This is a genomic window from Pseudomonas sp. TE3899 (assembly GCF_056279105.1).
This window is the reverse complement of record NZ_JBWBQR010000001.1, coordinates 1140271-1155975: the sequence shown is the minus strand read 5'-3', so window position 1 is coordinate 1155975 and position 15705 is coordinate 1140271. Positions and strand designations below refer to the sequence as shown.

At 60.3% G+C, this 15705-nt stretch carries 13 protein-coding genes; 7 read left to right on the top strand and 6 right to left on the bottom strand.

The features are described from left to right. Positions 1-115 precede the first annotated feature (115 nt). Positions 116-586 (bottom strand): DUF1289 domain-containing protein, encoded by a 471-nt coding sequence (locus ACZ89E_RS05290; RefSeq protein ID WP_149662119.1) that lies wholly within the window; start codon positions 584-586, stop codon positions 116-118. 566 nt (positions 587-1152) lie between these two features. Between ACZ89E_RS05290 and acnB the strand changes: the two genes are divergently transcribed. Continuing rightward, positions 1153-3762 carry a bifunctional aconitate hydratase 2/2-methylisocitrate dehydratase gene (acnB, locus tag ACZ89E_RS05285; RefSeq protein WP_149662153.1) on the top strand — a complete coding sequence of 870 codons (2610 nt, stop codon included), beginning with the start codon at positions 1153-1155 and terminating at the stop codon, positions 3760-3762. A gap of 194 nt (positions 3763-3956) precedes the next feature. Here acnB and ACZ89E_RS05280 read toward each other — a convergent pair whose 3' ends face one another. Both ACZ89E_RS05280 and ACZ89E_RS05275 read right to left on the bottom strand, forming a co-directional pair. Then, on the bottom strand, positions 3957-5633 hold the full coding sequence (locus tag ACZ89E_RS05280; RefSeq protein ID WP_476255025.1) for a SulP family inorganic anion transporter: 1677 nt from the start codon (positions 5631-5633) through the stop codon (positions 3957-3959). Between the two features lie 240 nt (positions 5634-5873). Then, positions 5874-7154: a serine/threonine transporter gene (locus tag ACZ89E_RS05275; RefSeq protein ID WP_476255024.1), complete on the bottom strand. Its 1281-nt coding sequence runs from the start codon at positions 7152-7154 to the stop codon at positions 5874-5876. 268 nt (positions 7155-7422) lie between these two features. On the opposite strand from ACZ89E_RS05275, the gene ACZ89E_RS05270 reads away from it, so the two are divergent. The 6 genes from ACZ89E_RS05270 (at position 7423) to ACZ89E_RS05245 (ending at position 13131) form a co-directional block, all read left to right on the top strand. Further along, entirely contained in the window at positions 7423-7806 is a 384-nt protein-coding gene (locus tag ACZ89E_RS05270; protein WP_149662116.1) for a tautomerase family protein, read from the top strand. Between the two features lie 33 nt (positions 7807-7839). Then, a complete protein-coding gene (locus ACZ89E_RS05265) occupies positions 7840-8457 on the top strand; it encodes a TetR/AcrR family transcriptional regulator (protein ID WP_476255023.1) in 618 nt (205 codons plus the stop codon). Positions 8458-8671: 214 nt separating this feature from the next. Continuing rightward, a complete protein-coding gene (locus tag ACZ89E_RS05260; protein WP_149661429.1) occupies positions 8672-9640 on the top strand; it encodes a 2-hydroxyacid dehydrogenase in 969 nt (322 codons plus the stop codon). 233 nt (positions 9641-9873) lie between these two features. After that, positions 9874-10941 carry a phosphotransferase family protein gene (locus tag ACZ89E_RS05255; protein WP_133838940.1) on the top strand — a complete coding sequence of 356 codons (1068 nt, stop codon included), beginning with the start codon at positions 9874-9876 and terminating at the stop codon, positions 10939-10941. A gap of 25 nt (positions 10942-10966) precedes the next feature. Next, a complete protein-coding gene (locus ACZ89E_RS05250) occupies positions 10967-11734 on the top strand; it encodes an SDR family oxidoreductase (protein ID WP_133838939.1) in 768 nt (255 codons plus the stop codon). Between the two features lie 281 nt (positions 11735-12015). Next, entirely contained in the window at positions 12016-13131 is a 1116-nt protein-coding gene (locus ACZ89E_RS05245; RefSeq protein WP_476255022.1) for a Gfo/Idh/MocA family protein, read from the top strand. Between the two features lie 175 nt (positions 13132-13306). On the opposite strand, the gene ACZ89E_RS05240 is transcribed toward ACZ89E_RS05245, so the two are convergent. The 3 genes from ACZ89E_RS05240 to ACZ89E_RS05230 form a co-directional block, all read right to left on the bottom strand. Next, positions 13307-13501 (bottom strand): hypothetical protein, encoded by a 195-nt coding sequence (locus ACZ89E_RS05240; RefSeq protein WP_149661426.1) that lies wholly within the window; start codon positions 13499-13501, stop codon positions 13307-13309. Positions 13502-13698: 197 nt separating this feature from the next. After that, positions 13699-13947, bottom strand: coding sequence for a DUF1652 domain-containing protein (locus ACZ89E_RS05235; protein ID WP_149661425.1), 249 nt, complete (start codon positions 13945-13947; stop codon positions 13699-13701). 193 nt (positions 13948-14140) lie between these two features. Further along, positions 14141-15637: a helix-turn-helix transcriptional regulator gene (locus ACZ89E_RS05230; protein WP_463257602.1), complete on the bottom strand. Its 1497-nt coding sequence runs from the start codon at positions 15635-15637 to the stop codon at positions 14141-14143. Between the last annotated feature and the right edge of the window lie 68 nt (positions 15638-15705).

Sequence of the window (15705 nt, the reverse complement as noted above, 5' to 3'; positions counted from 1 at the left end):
CAGTAATGACGCCATCGCGGGCAAGCCTTGCTCCTACAGGGATCGTGTTGATCACAAATGTTGTGTACGACACATACCCTGTAGGAGCGAGGCTTGCCCGCGAAGCTTTTAAGCTTTAGTTGCCAAAGGCGTCCTTGAGGAACCCCGGCGCGATATAGCGCTGGTAATGCGCCTCCGACAGCAGGAAAAACTCCCGATCAATGGCATCGCGCAATTGCGGCAGGTTCCAGTCGCGAAACTCCGGCATCAACACCATCCCGTAGGCTTCCAGATTGTTGATCACCCGCGCCCCGCGAGCGATCAACTGGTAGGCCCAGCAATATTCCGACTGGTGCGGTACAAAGCGGATTTTGCGCTGTTCAAGCTGCAACCGCAGGCGCTGCGGGTCGAAAATCTCCAGCTTGCTGGCCATCACCTGGGACAGCAGTTGCTCAAGACGCAGCCATACCGCGCGTTTTTCTTCCTCGTTGTAACCGTTCCAGTTGATCACTTCGTGGTGGAAACGCTTGCAGCCACGGCACACCAGGTCACCGTAAACGGTGGAACAGAGGCCGACGCAGGGAGTCTTGATGGTTTGATTGGGCATAGGTAGGCAAAACACGGGAAAGCAGAACAGGTCGGCATGTTAGCCCTTTGTCTAACATTGATCACCCCTCAAAGTTAAAGGCGAAGGGTCTATTGGACTTTGGTGCCGGCCGCGTTGCGCGCCTACGAGCGCGTGGCTGCGTTGCGGGATTTGCCAAGGGAACAACCATTAGCGGCATCCCGCGCCTTGCCTCGCACACGTAGGCGCACAACGCGACTCGCCACCAAAGTCCAATAGCCCCTCACTTACCTTTAATTTTTTTTTGCCGTAGAATCAGCCAGCCTTTTAAGGCGCCAATGTCCGTTTGAAGCTGTTTTCAAAGCGTCACGAGCACAGTCGTTCCTTCAGAGCGGAGTTGGCGAAGGGTTTTTCCAGCGGGGAAAAGCTCTACGCCAACCCTCATCAGCTCCCCGTTCTGCAGGCGTAAAACTTTGAAAGCAGCTTCTGTAAGGAATGGTCGGTAATTCTGGCTAAGTGGCCCACAACGCCACGCAGCGCATGAGTACGGCCATTTCGGGATGAGCGTCCCGGACACCCATTTGGGACCACTGATGAGGGTAATAACTGTGCTTGAAGCCTACCGCAAACATATCGAAGAGCGTGCAGCACTGGGTATCGTTCCCCAGCCGCTTAACGCCGAACAAACTGCAGGCCTGGTCGAGCTGCTGAAGAATCCCCCGGCTGGCGAAGAAGCTTTCCTCGTTGACCTGATCACCAATCGCATTCCACCTGGCGTGGACGAAGCAGCCTATGTAAAGGCTGGTTTCCTGTCTGCCCTGGCCAAAGGCGAAGCAACCTCCCCCCTGATCGACAAGAAGCGCGCGGTTGAACTGCTCGGCACCATGCAGGGCGGCTACAACATCGTGACCCTGGTTGACCTGCTCGACAGCGCCGAACTGGCCCCGGTCGCTGCCGCTCAACTCAAGCACACCCTGCTGATGTTCGATGCGTTCCACGATGTCGCGGAAAAAGCCAAGAACGGCAACGAACACGCCAAAGGCGTGCTGCAGTCGTGGGCTGACGGCGAGTGGTTCAAGAACCGCCCTGTCCTGGCCGACAAGATTAGCCTGCGCGTGTTCAAGGTCACCGGCGAAACCAACACCGACGACCTGTCCCCTGCCCCGGACGCCTGGTCCCGCCCGGACATCCCGCTGCACGCCCTGGCCATGCTGAAAATGGCCCGTGAAGGCATCGTGCCTGACGCCCAAGGCGTGACTGGCCCGATGAAGCAGATCGAAGAAATGCGCGGTCAAGGCTTCCCTATCGCTTACGTCGGTGACGTGGTCGGTACCGGTTCGTCGCGTAAATCGGCAACCAACTCGGTCCTGTGGTTCTTCGGCGACGACGTGCCTAACGTGCCGAACAAGCGCGCTGGCGGTTTCTGCTTCGGCAGCAAAATCGCTCCAATCTTCTACAACACCATGGAAGATGCCGGCGCACTGCCAATCGAGTTCGACGTGACCAACATGAACATGGGCGACGTGATCGACCTGTATCCGCATGCTGGCAAAGTCTGCAAACACGGCACCGACGAAGTCCTGACCACCTTCGAAATGAAGACTCCGGTACTGTTGGACGAAGTGCGTGCCGGCGGTCGTATCCCGCTGATCATCGGCCGTGGCCTGACTGACAAGGCTCGCGCCGAACTGGGCCTGGGCCCTACCGATCTGTTCAAACTGCCTGAAGCACCTGTCGACACCGGCAAGGGCTACACCCTGGCACAGAAAATGGTCGGCAAGGCGTGCGGTTTGCCAGAAGGCAAAGGCGTTCGTCCTGGCACCTACTGCGAACCGAAGATGACCACCGTCGGTTCCCAGGACACCACCGGTCCGATGACCCGTGATGAACTGAAAGACCTGGCGTGCCTGGGCTTCTCGACCGATCTGGTGATGCAGTCCTTCTGCCACACCGCGGCTTACCCTAAGCCGATCGACGTGACCACCCACCACACCCTGCCAGACTTCATCATGACCCGCGGCGGTGTTTCCCTGCGTCCGGGCGACGGCATCATCCACTCGTGGCTGAACCGTATGCTGCTGCCGGACACCGTCGGTACCGGTGGTGACTCCCACACCCGTTTCCCGATGGGCATCTCGTTCCCGGCCGGTTCCGGTCTGGTGGCGTTTGCCGCTGCTACCGGCGTTATGCCGCTGGACATGCCGGAATCGATCCTGGTTCGTTTCAAAGGCAAGATGCAACCGGGCGTTACCCTGCGTGACCTGGTTCATGCCATTCCTTACTTCGCGATCCAGGCTGGCCTGCTGACCGTCGAGAAGAAAGGCAAGAAGAACGCGTTCTCCGGCCGCATCCTGGAAATCGAAGGCCTGGACAACCTGAGCATCGAACAAGCTTTCGAGCTGTCCGACGCCTCGGCTGAACGTTCGGCTGCCGGTTGCACCATCAAGCTGTCGAAAGACTCCATCACCGAGTACCTGAACTCCAACATCACCCTGCTGCGCTGGATGATCGGCGAAGGCTACGGCGATGCACGTACTCTGGAACGTCGCGCTCAAGCGATGGAAGCCTGGGTTGCCAACCCTGAGCTGATGGTGGCCGATGCTGACGCCGAATACGCTGAAATCATCGAAATCGACCTGGCTGACATCAAAGAGCCTGTGCTCTGCGCGCCAAACGATCCGGACGACGCCCGTCTGCTGTCCAGCGTTGCTGGCGAGAAGATCGACGAAGTGTTCATCGGTTCGTGCATGACCAACATCGGTCACTTCCGCGCTGCCGGTAAGCTGCTGGATCAGGTCAAGGGTCAGCTGCCAACCCGTCTGTGGCTGTCGCCGCCGACCAAAATGGACGCTCACCAACTGACCGAAGAAGGCTACTACGGCATCTACGGCAAGGCCGGCGCTCGCATGGAAATGCCGGGTTGCTCGCTGTGCATGGGTAACCAGGCACGTGTAGAGCCGAACTCGACTGTTGTGTCGACGTCGACCCGTAACTTCCCGAACCGTCTGGGTGACGGCGCGAACGTTTACCTGGCTTCGGCTGAGTTGGCGTCTGTTGCTTCCATCCTGGGTCGCCTGCCGACCGTCGAGGAGTACATGGAATACGCTGGCAAGATCGACAGCATGGCGGCTGATGTTTACCGCTACCTGTCCTTCGACCAGATCGCCGAGTTCCGTGAAGCTGCTGCGAACGCCAACATTCCGGTCGTTCAAGCCTAACGCTGCAACGCAATAGAAAACGCCGCCCATCGCGAGATGAGCGGCGTTTTTTTATGCCTCTATGGCGAGGGAGCTTGCTCCCGCCGGGTCGCGCAGCGGCCCTCTGCGTCCTTCGAGACAAACCGAGTTGCCTGAATTTTTGCGACTGCTTCGCAGCCGAGCGGGAGCAAGCTCCCTCGCCACAGGGACCGTGTTCACCCTGGCGTTTGCGGCTCGGGCGGATTCAGGGCTTGCTGCACCGCGCCGTCGACACTCAACCCGCTGAGAATCACCTGCTCCAGTTCCTGCGCCGGCAACGTCGAGAGCACCGCTTTGGCCTCGTGCTTGAGCCGCGCCAGAATCAGCAATTTATCCTCGGCCCGCACCTGCAAAAAGAACCCTTCCAGCACTTCGATGCTGGTGCCGTCCAGATCCGGGGATTCTTCCAGACTGAGAATAATCGTATGCACCGGCGGCTCCGCATGGCGGGCCAGTCGCAGCGCGCCGCCCAGAATGCGTTCCACATTGGCGAAAAACAGTGCCTCGCTGGGCCGTACGATCAGCACCCCGGGGATTTGCCGGGCGTCCGGATGACGTTGCACATCGACGTAATCGTGACCATCGCCCATCTGCCCCAGCACTTGAATATCCGCCGAGGACATCTGCTTGAGCATCAGCACCACGCTGATCACCACCGCCACCAGTAAGCCGTCCAGCACGCCCAACACCAGCACCGCCGCCACCGCACAGATCACCAGCACCCGATCCCGGCGCCAGATGAAATAGCGGCCCAGGGGTTGCAGGCTCAAGCCGCGCGCCAGGGCATGAATGACGATGGCCGCCAGCACCGGCTCGGGCGTCAGGGCGATGTAGGGCAACATCGTCAGGACAATCAGCAACACCACCAGCGCCGCGACAACGCCGGACAGCCGTGAGCCGGCACCGGCCGCCTCGTTGGCCGAGGTCGCGGAGTAACCGGCGCCCGCCGGCATGCCATGGAACAGGCCCGACAGCAGGTTCGCCGCGCCGAGGGCCAACAGGTCGCGGTTCGACGACACCCGGTCGCCATGCTTCAAGGCGAAGGAACTGATCGAGCCGTAGGATTCGGCATACAGAATCATCACCATGGCGAACGCCAACTCGCCCAGGCGCAACCAGTCGGCAAACGGCAACACCGGTAGTCGGGGCACTTCGAGGCTCAGGTCGATGACGCCGATCAGGTCCACGCCATAGGCCGGCAAGTTCAGCCAGTGACTGGCCGCGATACCGAGCGCCACCACCAGCAAACCGCCCGGCACCCGACGGAATCGCGCGCACACCGCCAACACCAACAGCGCCACGGCCGCCACCAGCAAACCGACCCGATTCCATTGCGGCCACTGTTCCAGCAGTTGCGGGACGAAACGGATCAGGTTGCCATTGCTCAAGTGCACGTCAACGATGCTCGCGACCTGCTTGAGAATGATCGTCACCGCCAGCCCGAACGCGAACCCGCGCAGCACCGGTTTGGCAATGAACGAGGTCACGCTGCCGAGTTTCAACAGACCGGCCAACAGGAAGAATCCGCCCGTCACCAGCACCAGGCCGATCGCCAGCGACAGGCGCAGGGCCGAATCGCCATTGGCCAGGGTGGCAGTGGCGGCGGCGAGCACGGCGGCAGAGGATGAGGTTGCAGACACAATGGCAAAGCGGCTGGTGCCCAACAACGCGTAGCACAGCAAACCGGCAAACAACGCAATCACCCCGGCCTGGGGCGGCACCGCGGCGATGCTGGAATAAGCCACGGCCTCAGGCAGCAGCAAACCGGCAATAGACAGCCCGGCCAACAGGTCCTGCCAACGGTTGGGGGTATCGGCACGGGGTTGCACCGAGGCGCCTTGAGCACGAGCCATGCAGCGTCTCCAGAGAAAGATCAACAGGCCGTCCAAGACGCGTCCTTGAGGGCTCTAGGGTAGTCGTTTATCCGCTGGGATGCGTGCGCTGGGTCAGGTGCGTTGCAAGGATCGGGCGTGATCGTTCCCACGCACTGCGTGGGAATGCAGCCCGGGACGCTCCGCGTCCCTTTTTACAGCTGGAACGCGGAGCGTCCCTTGAGGCATTCCCACGCAGAGCGTGGGAACGATCAGGTGTTGTCAGACGGTCAGCGAATAGATCAACGCCGAAATCGCCACCAGGCCCACCGCGGTCACGAAGACGTTGGACGCCTGGCCGCGATATCGCGCCATGGCCGGTACTTTGCGGATCGCGTACATCGGCATCAGGAACAGGATGGCCGCGATGACCGGGCCACCGAGGGTTTCGATCATGCCGAGGATGCTCGGGTTCCAGGTCGCGACGATCCAGCACACCACCAGCATGAAGGCAGCGGTGATGCGGTCCAGGTTTTTAGGCGACGGGCGTGCACCAGATTTGGCGATCAGGCCTTTGAAGCCTTCGCTGGCGCCGATGTAATGGCCCAGGAACGACTTGGAAATGGCCACGAAGGCAATCAACGGCGCCGCGAAGGCGATGGTCGGGTTGCTGAAGTGGTTGGCCAGGTACGACAGGATCGACAGGTTCTGATCCTTGGCTTCAGCCAGTTGCGCCGGGGACAGGGTCAGCACGCAGCTGAAGACGAAGAACAGCACCATGACCACCATCAACAGGTGGGCACGGGACAGGATCTGCGAGCTGCGCTCTTCGGCGTGATCGCCGTAGCGACGCTTCTGGTCCACCGCGAACGCCGAGATGATCGGTGAGTGGTTGAACGAGAACACCATCACCGGGATCGCCAGCCACAGGGTGCGCAACAGCGCCGACGGCTCCGGCAGCGTGGACGCGGTGCTGAGAATGCCGCCGTTCCAGTGCGGAATCAGGAACACCGCGAGGAACAGCAGCGCCACGATAAACGGATAAACCATCAGGCTCATGGCCTTGACGATCATTTGCTCGCCGCAACGCACCACACCCAACAGGCCGAGGATCAGCACGAGCGACAGCACCCACCGGCGTGGCGGCTCAATGTGCATTTGATGCTCAAGGAAACTGCCCACGGTGTTGGTCAGCGCCACGCTGTAAATCAACAGGATCGGGAAGATCGCCAGGAAGTACAGCAAGGTGATCAGCGCACCGGCACTGATACCAAAGTGCTCTTCCACCACTTCGGTGATGTCCGCGCCTTTGCGGCCGGACAACACGAAACGGGTCAGGCCACGGTGGGCGTAGAACGTCATGGGGAACGCCAGCACCGCCAGGACCATCAACGGCCAGAAGCCGCCCAGACCCGCGTTGATCGGCAAAAACAACGTACCCGCCCCGATCGCCGTGCCAAACAGGCCGAGCATCCAGGTGGTGTCATGGCGATTCCAGCTTTCGAGGGTCGCTGGTGTCGCCGCTACATAGCGTTCGTCGACGCTATTGGCCTGATCATTCATCCGGTGGGATCTCCGCATTCCGGTCAGTTGCTACCCGGTCAGGACGAGTCGGAAAAATCCGACAGGCAGCGCCCTGGCCGAAACAGGGGCGCGATTGTCCGGGATTAATGAGCAGAAGCAAAGACTTAGCTGAGGAGCGGTTGTGCGGATCAGATGCGCCGAAGGACCTGCACCCGGCCCCGTGTCAGGCACACAGGCAAATTTCAGTTTTTTAAAGTTCAACTGTCATGTATTTTTAATTGACCTTCAGTCCGTCCGGAGTCATCCCATGCCACTGGTTCGTGTCGACATCAAAAAGCATCAGGATCCCACTTTCGCCAAACGCGTCGGCCAGCTGATTTACGCCGCCATGCGCGGCACCATCAATGTGCCGGAACACGATAATTTCCAGATTCTGGCCGAGCACGATGAGCAGCATTTCATCTTCGACACCGAATACCTGGGTATCCAGCGTACCGACAGCCTGGTGGTGATCCAGATCACCCTGAATGAAGGCCGCACCCTTGAGCAGAAAAAACGCCTCTTCAAAACCATCGCCGAAAGCTTGAATACCGAACTGGCGATACGCCTGGAAGATGTTTTCATTAATCTGGTGGAAGTGAAGAAAGAGAACTGGTCGTTCGGCAACGGGATTGCCCAATACGCCGTTTGATGCCTCCCCGCCCCCTCTACCTGTGAGTCGCTGATGCCTCGAGTCTCCCGCAAACAAGCCGACCTCAACCGCGAAATCATCGTCGAGGCCGCCACACGGCTGTTTCGCGAGCGCGGCCTGCATGGCATCAGCGTCGTCGATGTGATGGGCGCCGCCGGCCTGACCCATGGCGGGTTCTATGGGCACTTCGAGTCCAAGGAAGCCCTGGCGCAAGAGGCCTGCAGCCGGGCATTCAGCCATTCGCTGGAACGCTGGAAGCAGAAAATCGACGACAGCGGCGACCAACTCTCCGCTCGCACCAGCATCATCACGCCTTACCTGTCGGCGGCCAATCGTGACAATCCTGGGGAAAGCTGCCCGGTCACGGCGTTCGCCGGCGACATGTGCCACGAAGCCATTGAAAGCGGTTTACACCAGACCTACACCCAGGGCCTCGAAGCATTGTTGCAAATGCTCACCCCACTGATGGGCGCGGATCAGCCCGAAGCCAATCGGCAACGAGCGTTGGTGGACTACTCGCTGATGGTCGGCGCCCTGACCCTGGCCCGCGCCACCCGCGGCGATGCCCTGTCTGATGAAATCCTCGATGCCGCGCGGGCGTTCCTGACGGTGGACGACACCACTCAGAAACCGGTAACGCCGACCCTGTAGGAGCAAAGCTTGCTCGCGATGGCGTCCTTATAATCGCCATCGCGAGCAAGCTTTGCTCCTACAGGGCCATGCCCGGCGTCGGATTCGGGGCGCCCGCTCTCACGGCACATCAACCCATAGCCTATGATCTTTGGTGATTGCCAAACCGCTCTGGAATCAGCAATCTGAAACGACTTTCGAGCCCCCGACATTTCGGTGCCCACAGGAGCCCAGCATGACTGCAACCGTTCTGGTATTGGTTGAAACCATCAATGACTACCTGCCGATTCTTGAACATCAGGGCTTTCACCTGATCCTGGCGCCGACGCCTGCCGAGCGCAGCCAGGCCATCGCCACCCACGGTTCACGCATCGATGCCGTGCTGACCCGCGGCCCGCTGGGCTTGTACAGCGAAGAAATCGCCGCCCTGCCCGCCCTGAAAATCATCTGTGTGATCGGCGCCGGTTACGAACACGTCGACCTGCAAGCCGCCAGCGACCGTGGCATCACAGTCACCAATGGCGCCGGGGTCAATGCCTCTTCGGTAGCCGACCACGCCATGGCCCTGTTGCTGTCGCTGGTACGCGACATTCCCCGGGCCGATGCCGCTGTGCGCCGTGGCGAATGGCCAAAAATCATGCGCCCGTCCCTGGCCGGCAAGCGCCTGGGTATTCTCGGGTTGGGGGCGGTCGGTATGGCCATCGCCAAACGCGCGGGCAATGGTTTCGACATGAGCGTGAGTTACCACAACCGTCAGCATCGCAGTGACGTGCCATACAGCTACTGCTCGACGCCGACGGAATTGGCCCGGGCGTCGGATTTCCTGATCGTCGCCACCCCGGGCGGGGTGGGCACCCAGCACTTGATCAATCGTCAAGTGCTGGACGCGCTGGGGCCTAACGGCTTTCTGGTGAACATTGCCCGGGCCAGCGTCGTGGTCACGGCAGACCTGATCAGCGCACTGGAGCAACGCCGGATCGGTGGCGCCGCACTCGATGTGTTCGACCACGAACCCAAGGTGCCGGACGCCCTGAAAACCCTGGCCAATGTGATCCTGACCCCCCATGTCGCCGGGCTGTCCCCGGAGGCAACCCAAGGCACCGTGGAGCTGGTTGGCAAGAATCTGCTGGCGTTCTTTGCCGGCCATCCGGTGCTGACACCGATTGAGTTGCCGATTCCGATCCTCGCCCGGAGTGCCCCCTAAAGCACACCCAACAGCGTCCACAACCGCCGGGATCAGCTCACCCAAAAAAGCTCCTTCCTGGAAGCGCAGCACCTCCTGCGCCATCGCCCGCGCCGCCGCTTTTCACACATCAGGAACGCTGATTATCCAGCAACACGCGAACCTATAAGACCGTGCCACGCTTGTGGCACGCCCGTCTCACCATTAGATTAGCCAATGATGTCTGGCCTCCAAAATAAGCAGAAGGGATAAGCATGGCGCTTACTGATCAGTCCACCCGTATCCGCTCCGGCGAAGAACTTGATGCCAGCCTGATCGATCCGTACCTCAAGGCCCATATTCCGGGCTTGAGCGGTTTGCCTGCGATCAGTCAGTTTCCCGGTGGCGCGTCGAACCTGACGTACCTGCTGGAATACCCCGAACAGGAATTTGTCCTGCGTCGCCCGCCATTCGGCCACAAGGCCAAGTCCGCCCACGACATGGGCCGCGAGTTCCGCATTCTCAACCAGCTCAAGGACGGCTTCCCGTACTGCCCCAAGGCCTACGTACACTGCACCGACGAATCGGTGATCGGCGCCGAGTTCTACGTGATGGAGCGGGTCAACGGCATCATCCTGCGCTCGGAACTGCCGCCGGAACTGGGGCTGGACTCAGCCCAGACCGAAGCGTTGTGCAAAAGCTTTATCGACAAGTTCGTCGAGCTGCACCGGGTCGACTACAAGGCCTGCGGCCTGGCCGATCTCGGTAAACCCGAAGGCTACGTCGCCCGGCAGATCAAAGGCTGGAGCGAGCGCTACGAGAAGGCGCTGACCCCAGACGCGCCGCAGTGGGACGTGGTCAAGGCCTGGCTCAACGACAAGATGCCGGCCGACCACCCGACGTCGAGCATCGTTCATAACGACTACCGCTTCGACAACGTGATCCTCGACCCGCACAACCCAATGGACATCATCGGTGTGCTCGACTGGGAGCTGACCACCCTTGGCGATCCGCTGATGGATTTGGGCAACACCCTCGCCTACTGGATCGAAGCCAGCGACCCGGCGCCGGTGCAGCTGATGCGCCGCCAGCCGAGCCACGCGCCGGGCATGCTGACCCGCCGCGAATTCGTCGATTACTACGCCGAACGCTCAGGCATCCAGATCGACAATTTCGACTTCTACTACACCTACGGCCTGTTCCGCCTGGCCGGCATCGTGCAGCAGATCTACTACCGCTTCTTCCATGGTCAGACCCAGGACAAACGCTTCGCGCAGTTCATTCACATGAACAAACTGCTGGAGCAGATGAGCTTGCAGGTCATCCAGAAATCCAGCCTCTGATCCGGCTCCATAACAAGGAAACAGCATGTCCAAGACTCAGTTGTTCGACCTCGACGGCAAGATCGCTTTCGTCTCCGGCGCCAGCCGTGGCATCGGTGAAGCCATCGCCAAACTGCTGGCCCAGCAAGGCGCCCACGTGATCGTTTCGAGCCGCAAACTCGACGGTTGCCAACACGTGGCCGACGCGATCATCGCCGCCGGCGGCAAAGCTACCGCCATCGCTTGCCACATCGGTGAAATGGAACAGATCACCCAAGTCTTCGCCGCCATCCGCGAACAATTCGGGCGCCTGGACATCCTGGTCAACAACGCCGCGACCAACCCGCAATTCTGCAACGTGCTGGACACCGACCTCGGCGCCTTCCAGAAAACCGTCGACGTGAACATCCGCGGCTACTTCTTCATGTCCGTGGAGGCCGGCAAGCTGATGCGCGACAACGGCGGCGGCAGCATCATCAACGTCGCCTCGATCAACGGCATCTCGCCGGGGATCTTCCAGGGCATCTACTCGGTGACCAAGGCGGCGGTGATCAACATGACCAAAGTCTTCGCCAAGGAATGCGCGCAATTCGGCATTCGTTGCAACGCCCTGCTGCCAGGCCTCACCGACACCAAGTTCGCCTCGGCGCTGGTGAAGAACGATGCGATTCTGAAGACGGCGTTGCAGCAGATTCCGCTCAAGCGAGTGGCGGATCCGAGTGAGATGGCGGGGGCGGTGTTGTACCTGGCGAGTGATGCTTCCAGCTATACGACTGGGGTTTCGTTGAATGTGGATGGTGGTTTTCTGTCCTGATTCGATGCGCCGGATACACGAAGGCAGCCTCAGGGCTGCCTTTTTTATTGCCCGCCGTCACCCACTGATCGTTCCCACGCTCTGCGTGGGAATGCCTCAAGGGACGCTCCGCGTTCCAGCTCTCGATTGGGACGCGGAGCGTCCCGGGCTGCATTCCCACGCGGAGCGTGGGAACGATCAGCGATCAGCCTGAATAAATATAAATTCTACTATTTGCAAATAACGAATATTTATTCCATAAATAGCCCTCCTGAAAACAAAAATCCAAAAGGACCCCGGCTATGCGCGAACTCGGTATCGGACTCATCGGCACAGGCTTCATGGGCCGTGCCCACGCCTTGGCGTTTCGCAACGTCAGCGCGGTCTTCGAGCTGCCCTTTAAGCTCAAACTCGCCGCCCTGGCCGATGCCGACCCGCTCCGTGCCCGGCAATGCGCGGACGCCTGGGGTTTCGACAGTGCCCACAGCGACTGGCAACGGCTGATCGATGACCCGAAGGTCAACCTGATCGCCATCACTACCCCCAATCACTTGCACTACCCCATGGCCATGGCCGCCCTCGCCGCCGGTAAACCGGTGTATTGCGAAAAGCCCCTGGCCGTGAGCCTCGAACAAGCCAACGCCATGCGCCTGGCGGCCAAAGCCGCGGGTGTGGTGACGCGGGTGGGTTACAACTATCAGCACAATCCGATGATCGGCCTGGCGCGGGAGCTGATTCAGAACGGCGAGTTGGGCGACCTCATCAGTTTCCAGGGTGAGTTCAGCGAAGACTTCATGGCCGACCCCGCCTCACCGTGGTCCTGGCGTTGCGATGCCGGGCATGCCGGCGGCGCCTTGGCGGACCTGGGCAGTCACCTGCTGTCGATGGCCCGTTTTCTGGTGGGCGATGTCGAAGCGGTGTGCGCCGACATCCAGACCGTGCACCGGCAACGCCCCGCCACGGTCGGCAGCCAGGAGCAACGTTCCATCGCGGTGGACGATCAGGTCCATGCGCTGCTGCGCTTCGCCAATGGCGCCCGGGGCACGTTCAGCAGCAGTTGGCTCAAGCACGGCTACAAGAATCACCTGAGCTTCGAGATCAGCGGCACCCAAGGCACCCTCGCCTTCGATCAGGAACGCTTGAATGAATTGCGTCTGTTCCGCGCCGGGCAGGACGGCTTCCAGCGCGTGCTGGCGGGGCCGAACTTGCCAGGTTATGCGGCGTTCAGCCCGGCAGCCGGGCATCAGCTGGGTTACAACGAACTCAAGACGCTGGAGGTGCATGACCTGGTGATGGCGTTGGCCGGGCTCAGCCAGGGCGGGACGGATTTCGAGCAGGCGTGGGAAGTGGAACGGTTGGCGGCGGCGATTCGTTTGGCGGCGCAGGAGGCGCGTTGGGTCAGGGTTGAAGAGGTGTAAGTCAGGCAAGCCGATGGCACAAATTTACGCTGTACCTGTGGCGAGGGGGCTTGCCCCCGTTGGACTGCGCAGCAGTCCCCTTCCTTGCTTGCGAAGAGCGGGGGCCGCTTCGCGACCCAACGGGGGCAAGCCCCCTCGCCACAAGTTCTTGTGCTTACCGTACATTTTCGGGTGGCTACTGAGTGACGCAACGGGTGGTCGTGGTGGTTCGAGTCACCTGCGCGTCCATCCGCGCATCGCCCATCACATCGGTTTTATCCAGGGTTTCACAGGTGCGTTCCGGCGGTGGTGGCGCGATGACGGGGGGCGGAGGTGGAGGACTGGCGCAACCACTGGCGATCACCGCGCCAAAGGCGAGCGACAGTGGCATGAAAACGCGTTTCCCAAGACTATTCATAGGCTGACCTGCGGTGGCTGATCGACGTGTTTCCGCGACACGCAAACATCACCGCGCAGCCGCGGGCCGGTCACAGAAAATGAGTACCACGCATTTCTTATAGCCTAGCTGCTTGCCAATGCCAGGAAACATCCTTGAATTGGCTGATCACAGATGGGGCCGCCCACGGTTTATGAGGTCTCAGGCCGATGCAGGCCATTGCTCTCAAGCTCATACCGCAGCTCCTCGATCAACGCCAAGACAGCCTCAGGCGTCCTGAGATTTGCCACACTCAAACCACTGACCACCAGGTCCACCTGCCCCGACACCGGGTGATAGAGCTTCACGGTCAAGGAGTTGTCCCCCGTGAGCGTGCACTCACAGGCCAGCGGCGAAAAACTGCGCTCCAGTTGAGCACGCAATTGAGTTAAATAAATCATGCCGATTTACCCAACCAACACTGCAGAAACGAACACGCTGTTGAACTGTTTATGATCCATGTGACTGTTCCTTAAGCTTTTTCGAAGGGACGCGATCGGGGTTCGAAGACCTCTGTCGCACCCTTGCAGACTAAGAACTGGCGCACCCGCCCAGAACATTCATTTGCACCGCTGCGGCTAGTGCATTTGCACCTTATCGCTGCGCCTTCGGCCGCCATTCGGTGGAGAACAACCCACGCTCGCGTGCCCAGACAATCGCCTCGCTGCGACTGTGCACATCCAGCTTGGAATACACCGTGGAAACGTGATTGCGCACGGTGTTCGGCGCCAGTTTCAGGCGCGCGGCGATTTCCTTGTCGGCCAGGCCTTCACAGATCAACCCGAGGACATCACGCTCCCGGGCCGTCAGGTCGGTGAACGACACGCTAGGCAACTTCGGCGAATTGACGTTTTTCACATTGGCGAGCTTTTCGATCAGGGTGCGACTGAACCAGGAGGCGTCTTTCATCACTTCTTCAATCGCCGACACCAGCTCCAGTTCCGTGCGTTTGCGCTCGGTAATGTCCATGAACACCAACAGGTAGCAAGGGCTGTCCTGGATATTCACGGTGTCGGCCGAGACGGCACACTCGATCAGCTCGGCGCCTTTCTTGCGCACCCGGACGTCGATGCGATCCAGGCTGCCAGCCTTCTCCAGGGCCGCAAACAAACGCGTGCGCGCGCCCTTGTCATCGATGAAGTCGATCTCGGTCACGGTCTTGCCGAGCACTTCTTCGCTGGGGTAAGCAAGGGTATCGAGGAAGGCTTCGTTGACGTCGATCACCAGCTGATCCTCGGCGCTGCACACCAGCGTCGGCACCGGCGTCAGGCGAAAGGCCTTGGCGAAGCGCTCCTCGCTCTGGCGCAGGGCGAGTTCGACCTTGTGCCGCGCCTCCATGTCGACGAAGGAAAACAGCATGCAGTCTTCTTCGTTGAGCTCCAGGGGTTGCCCGGCAACGACCACCTGTTTACTGCCGCCGTCGGGCAGCTTCAACTCGGCCTGCATTTGCGGAATCGTCGCGTGCTGGCGCAGACGTTCGATTGCCAGGTCTTTCTTTTCCGCGCCTTGCAGAATATCCAGCTCATAGGTGGACACGCCGATCACTTGATCACGGGTGTAGCCGGTCATTTCCAGGAAGCCCTGGTTGACCTTGATGTAACGCAAATCACTGAGACGGCAAATCACCGCCGGAGCCGGGTTGGCGTTGAACGTCTTCTCGAAACGCTGCTCGGCGCTGGCCCATTCGGTGACGTCGTTCATGATCAGCACCAGGGATTCGGTCTTACCTGCGCCGTCAGCCAGTTCCATGCTGCGAACGCTGTGAACCCGCATTCGCTCTTCGTCGTCGGTCGGCATCACTTCCACCAACACATCACTGAAAATCTCGCCCCGGGCGATCCGGTTGATCGGGTAATTGTCTGCGGGCACCAGGTGATTGTTGCGATAGCGCAAGGCGAAGCGCTCGGCATACTCCTTGGCATTCGCCCCCAACTCATTGATCCGTTTGACCCCGTGCATGGCCAGCGCGGCGTCATTGGCCCAGAGAATGGTCTGGTCAAGCTCCAGCAAAATCACCCCGTCGGACAAACCGGCAATGATCTGCTGCAACTGACGACGATTGGTTTCGGTGGTCAGGACGTCCTGGCTCATTGGATCTCCACAAAGTGCGGCGGCGCTCTTTAGCCCCCATGTGAAGATTACGACCGCAGTGGATTAGG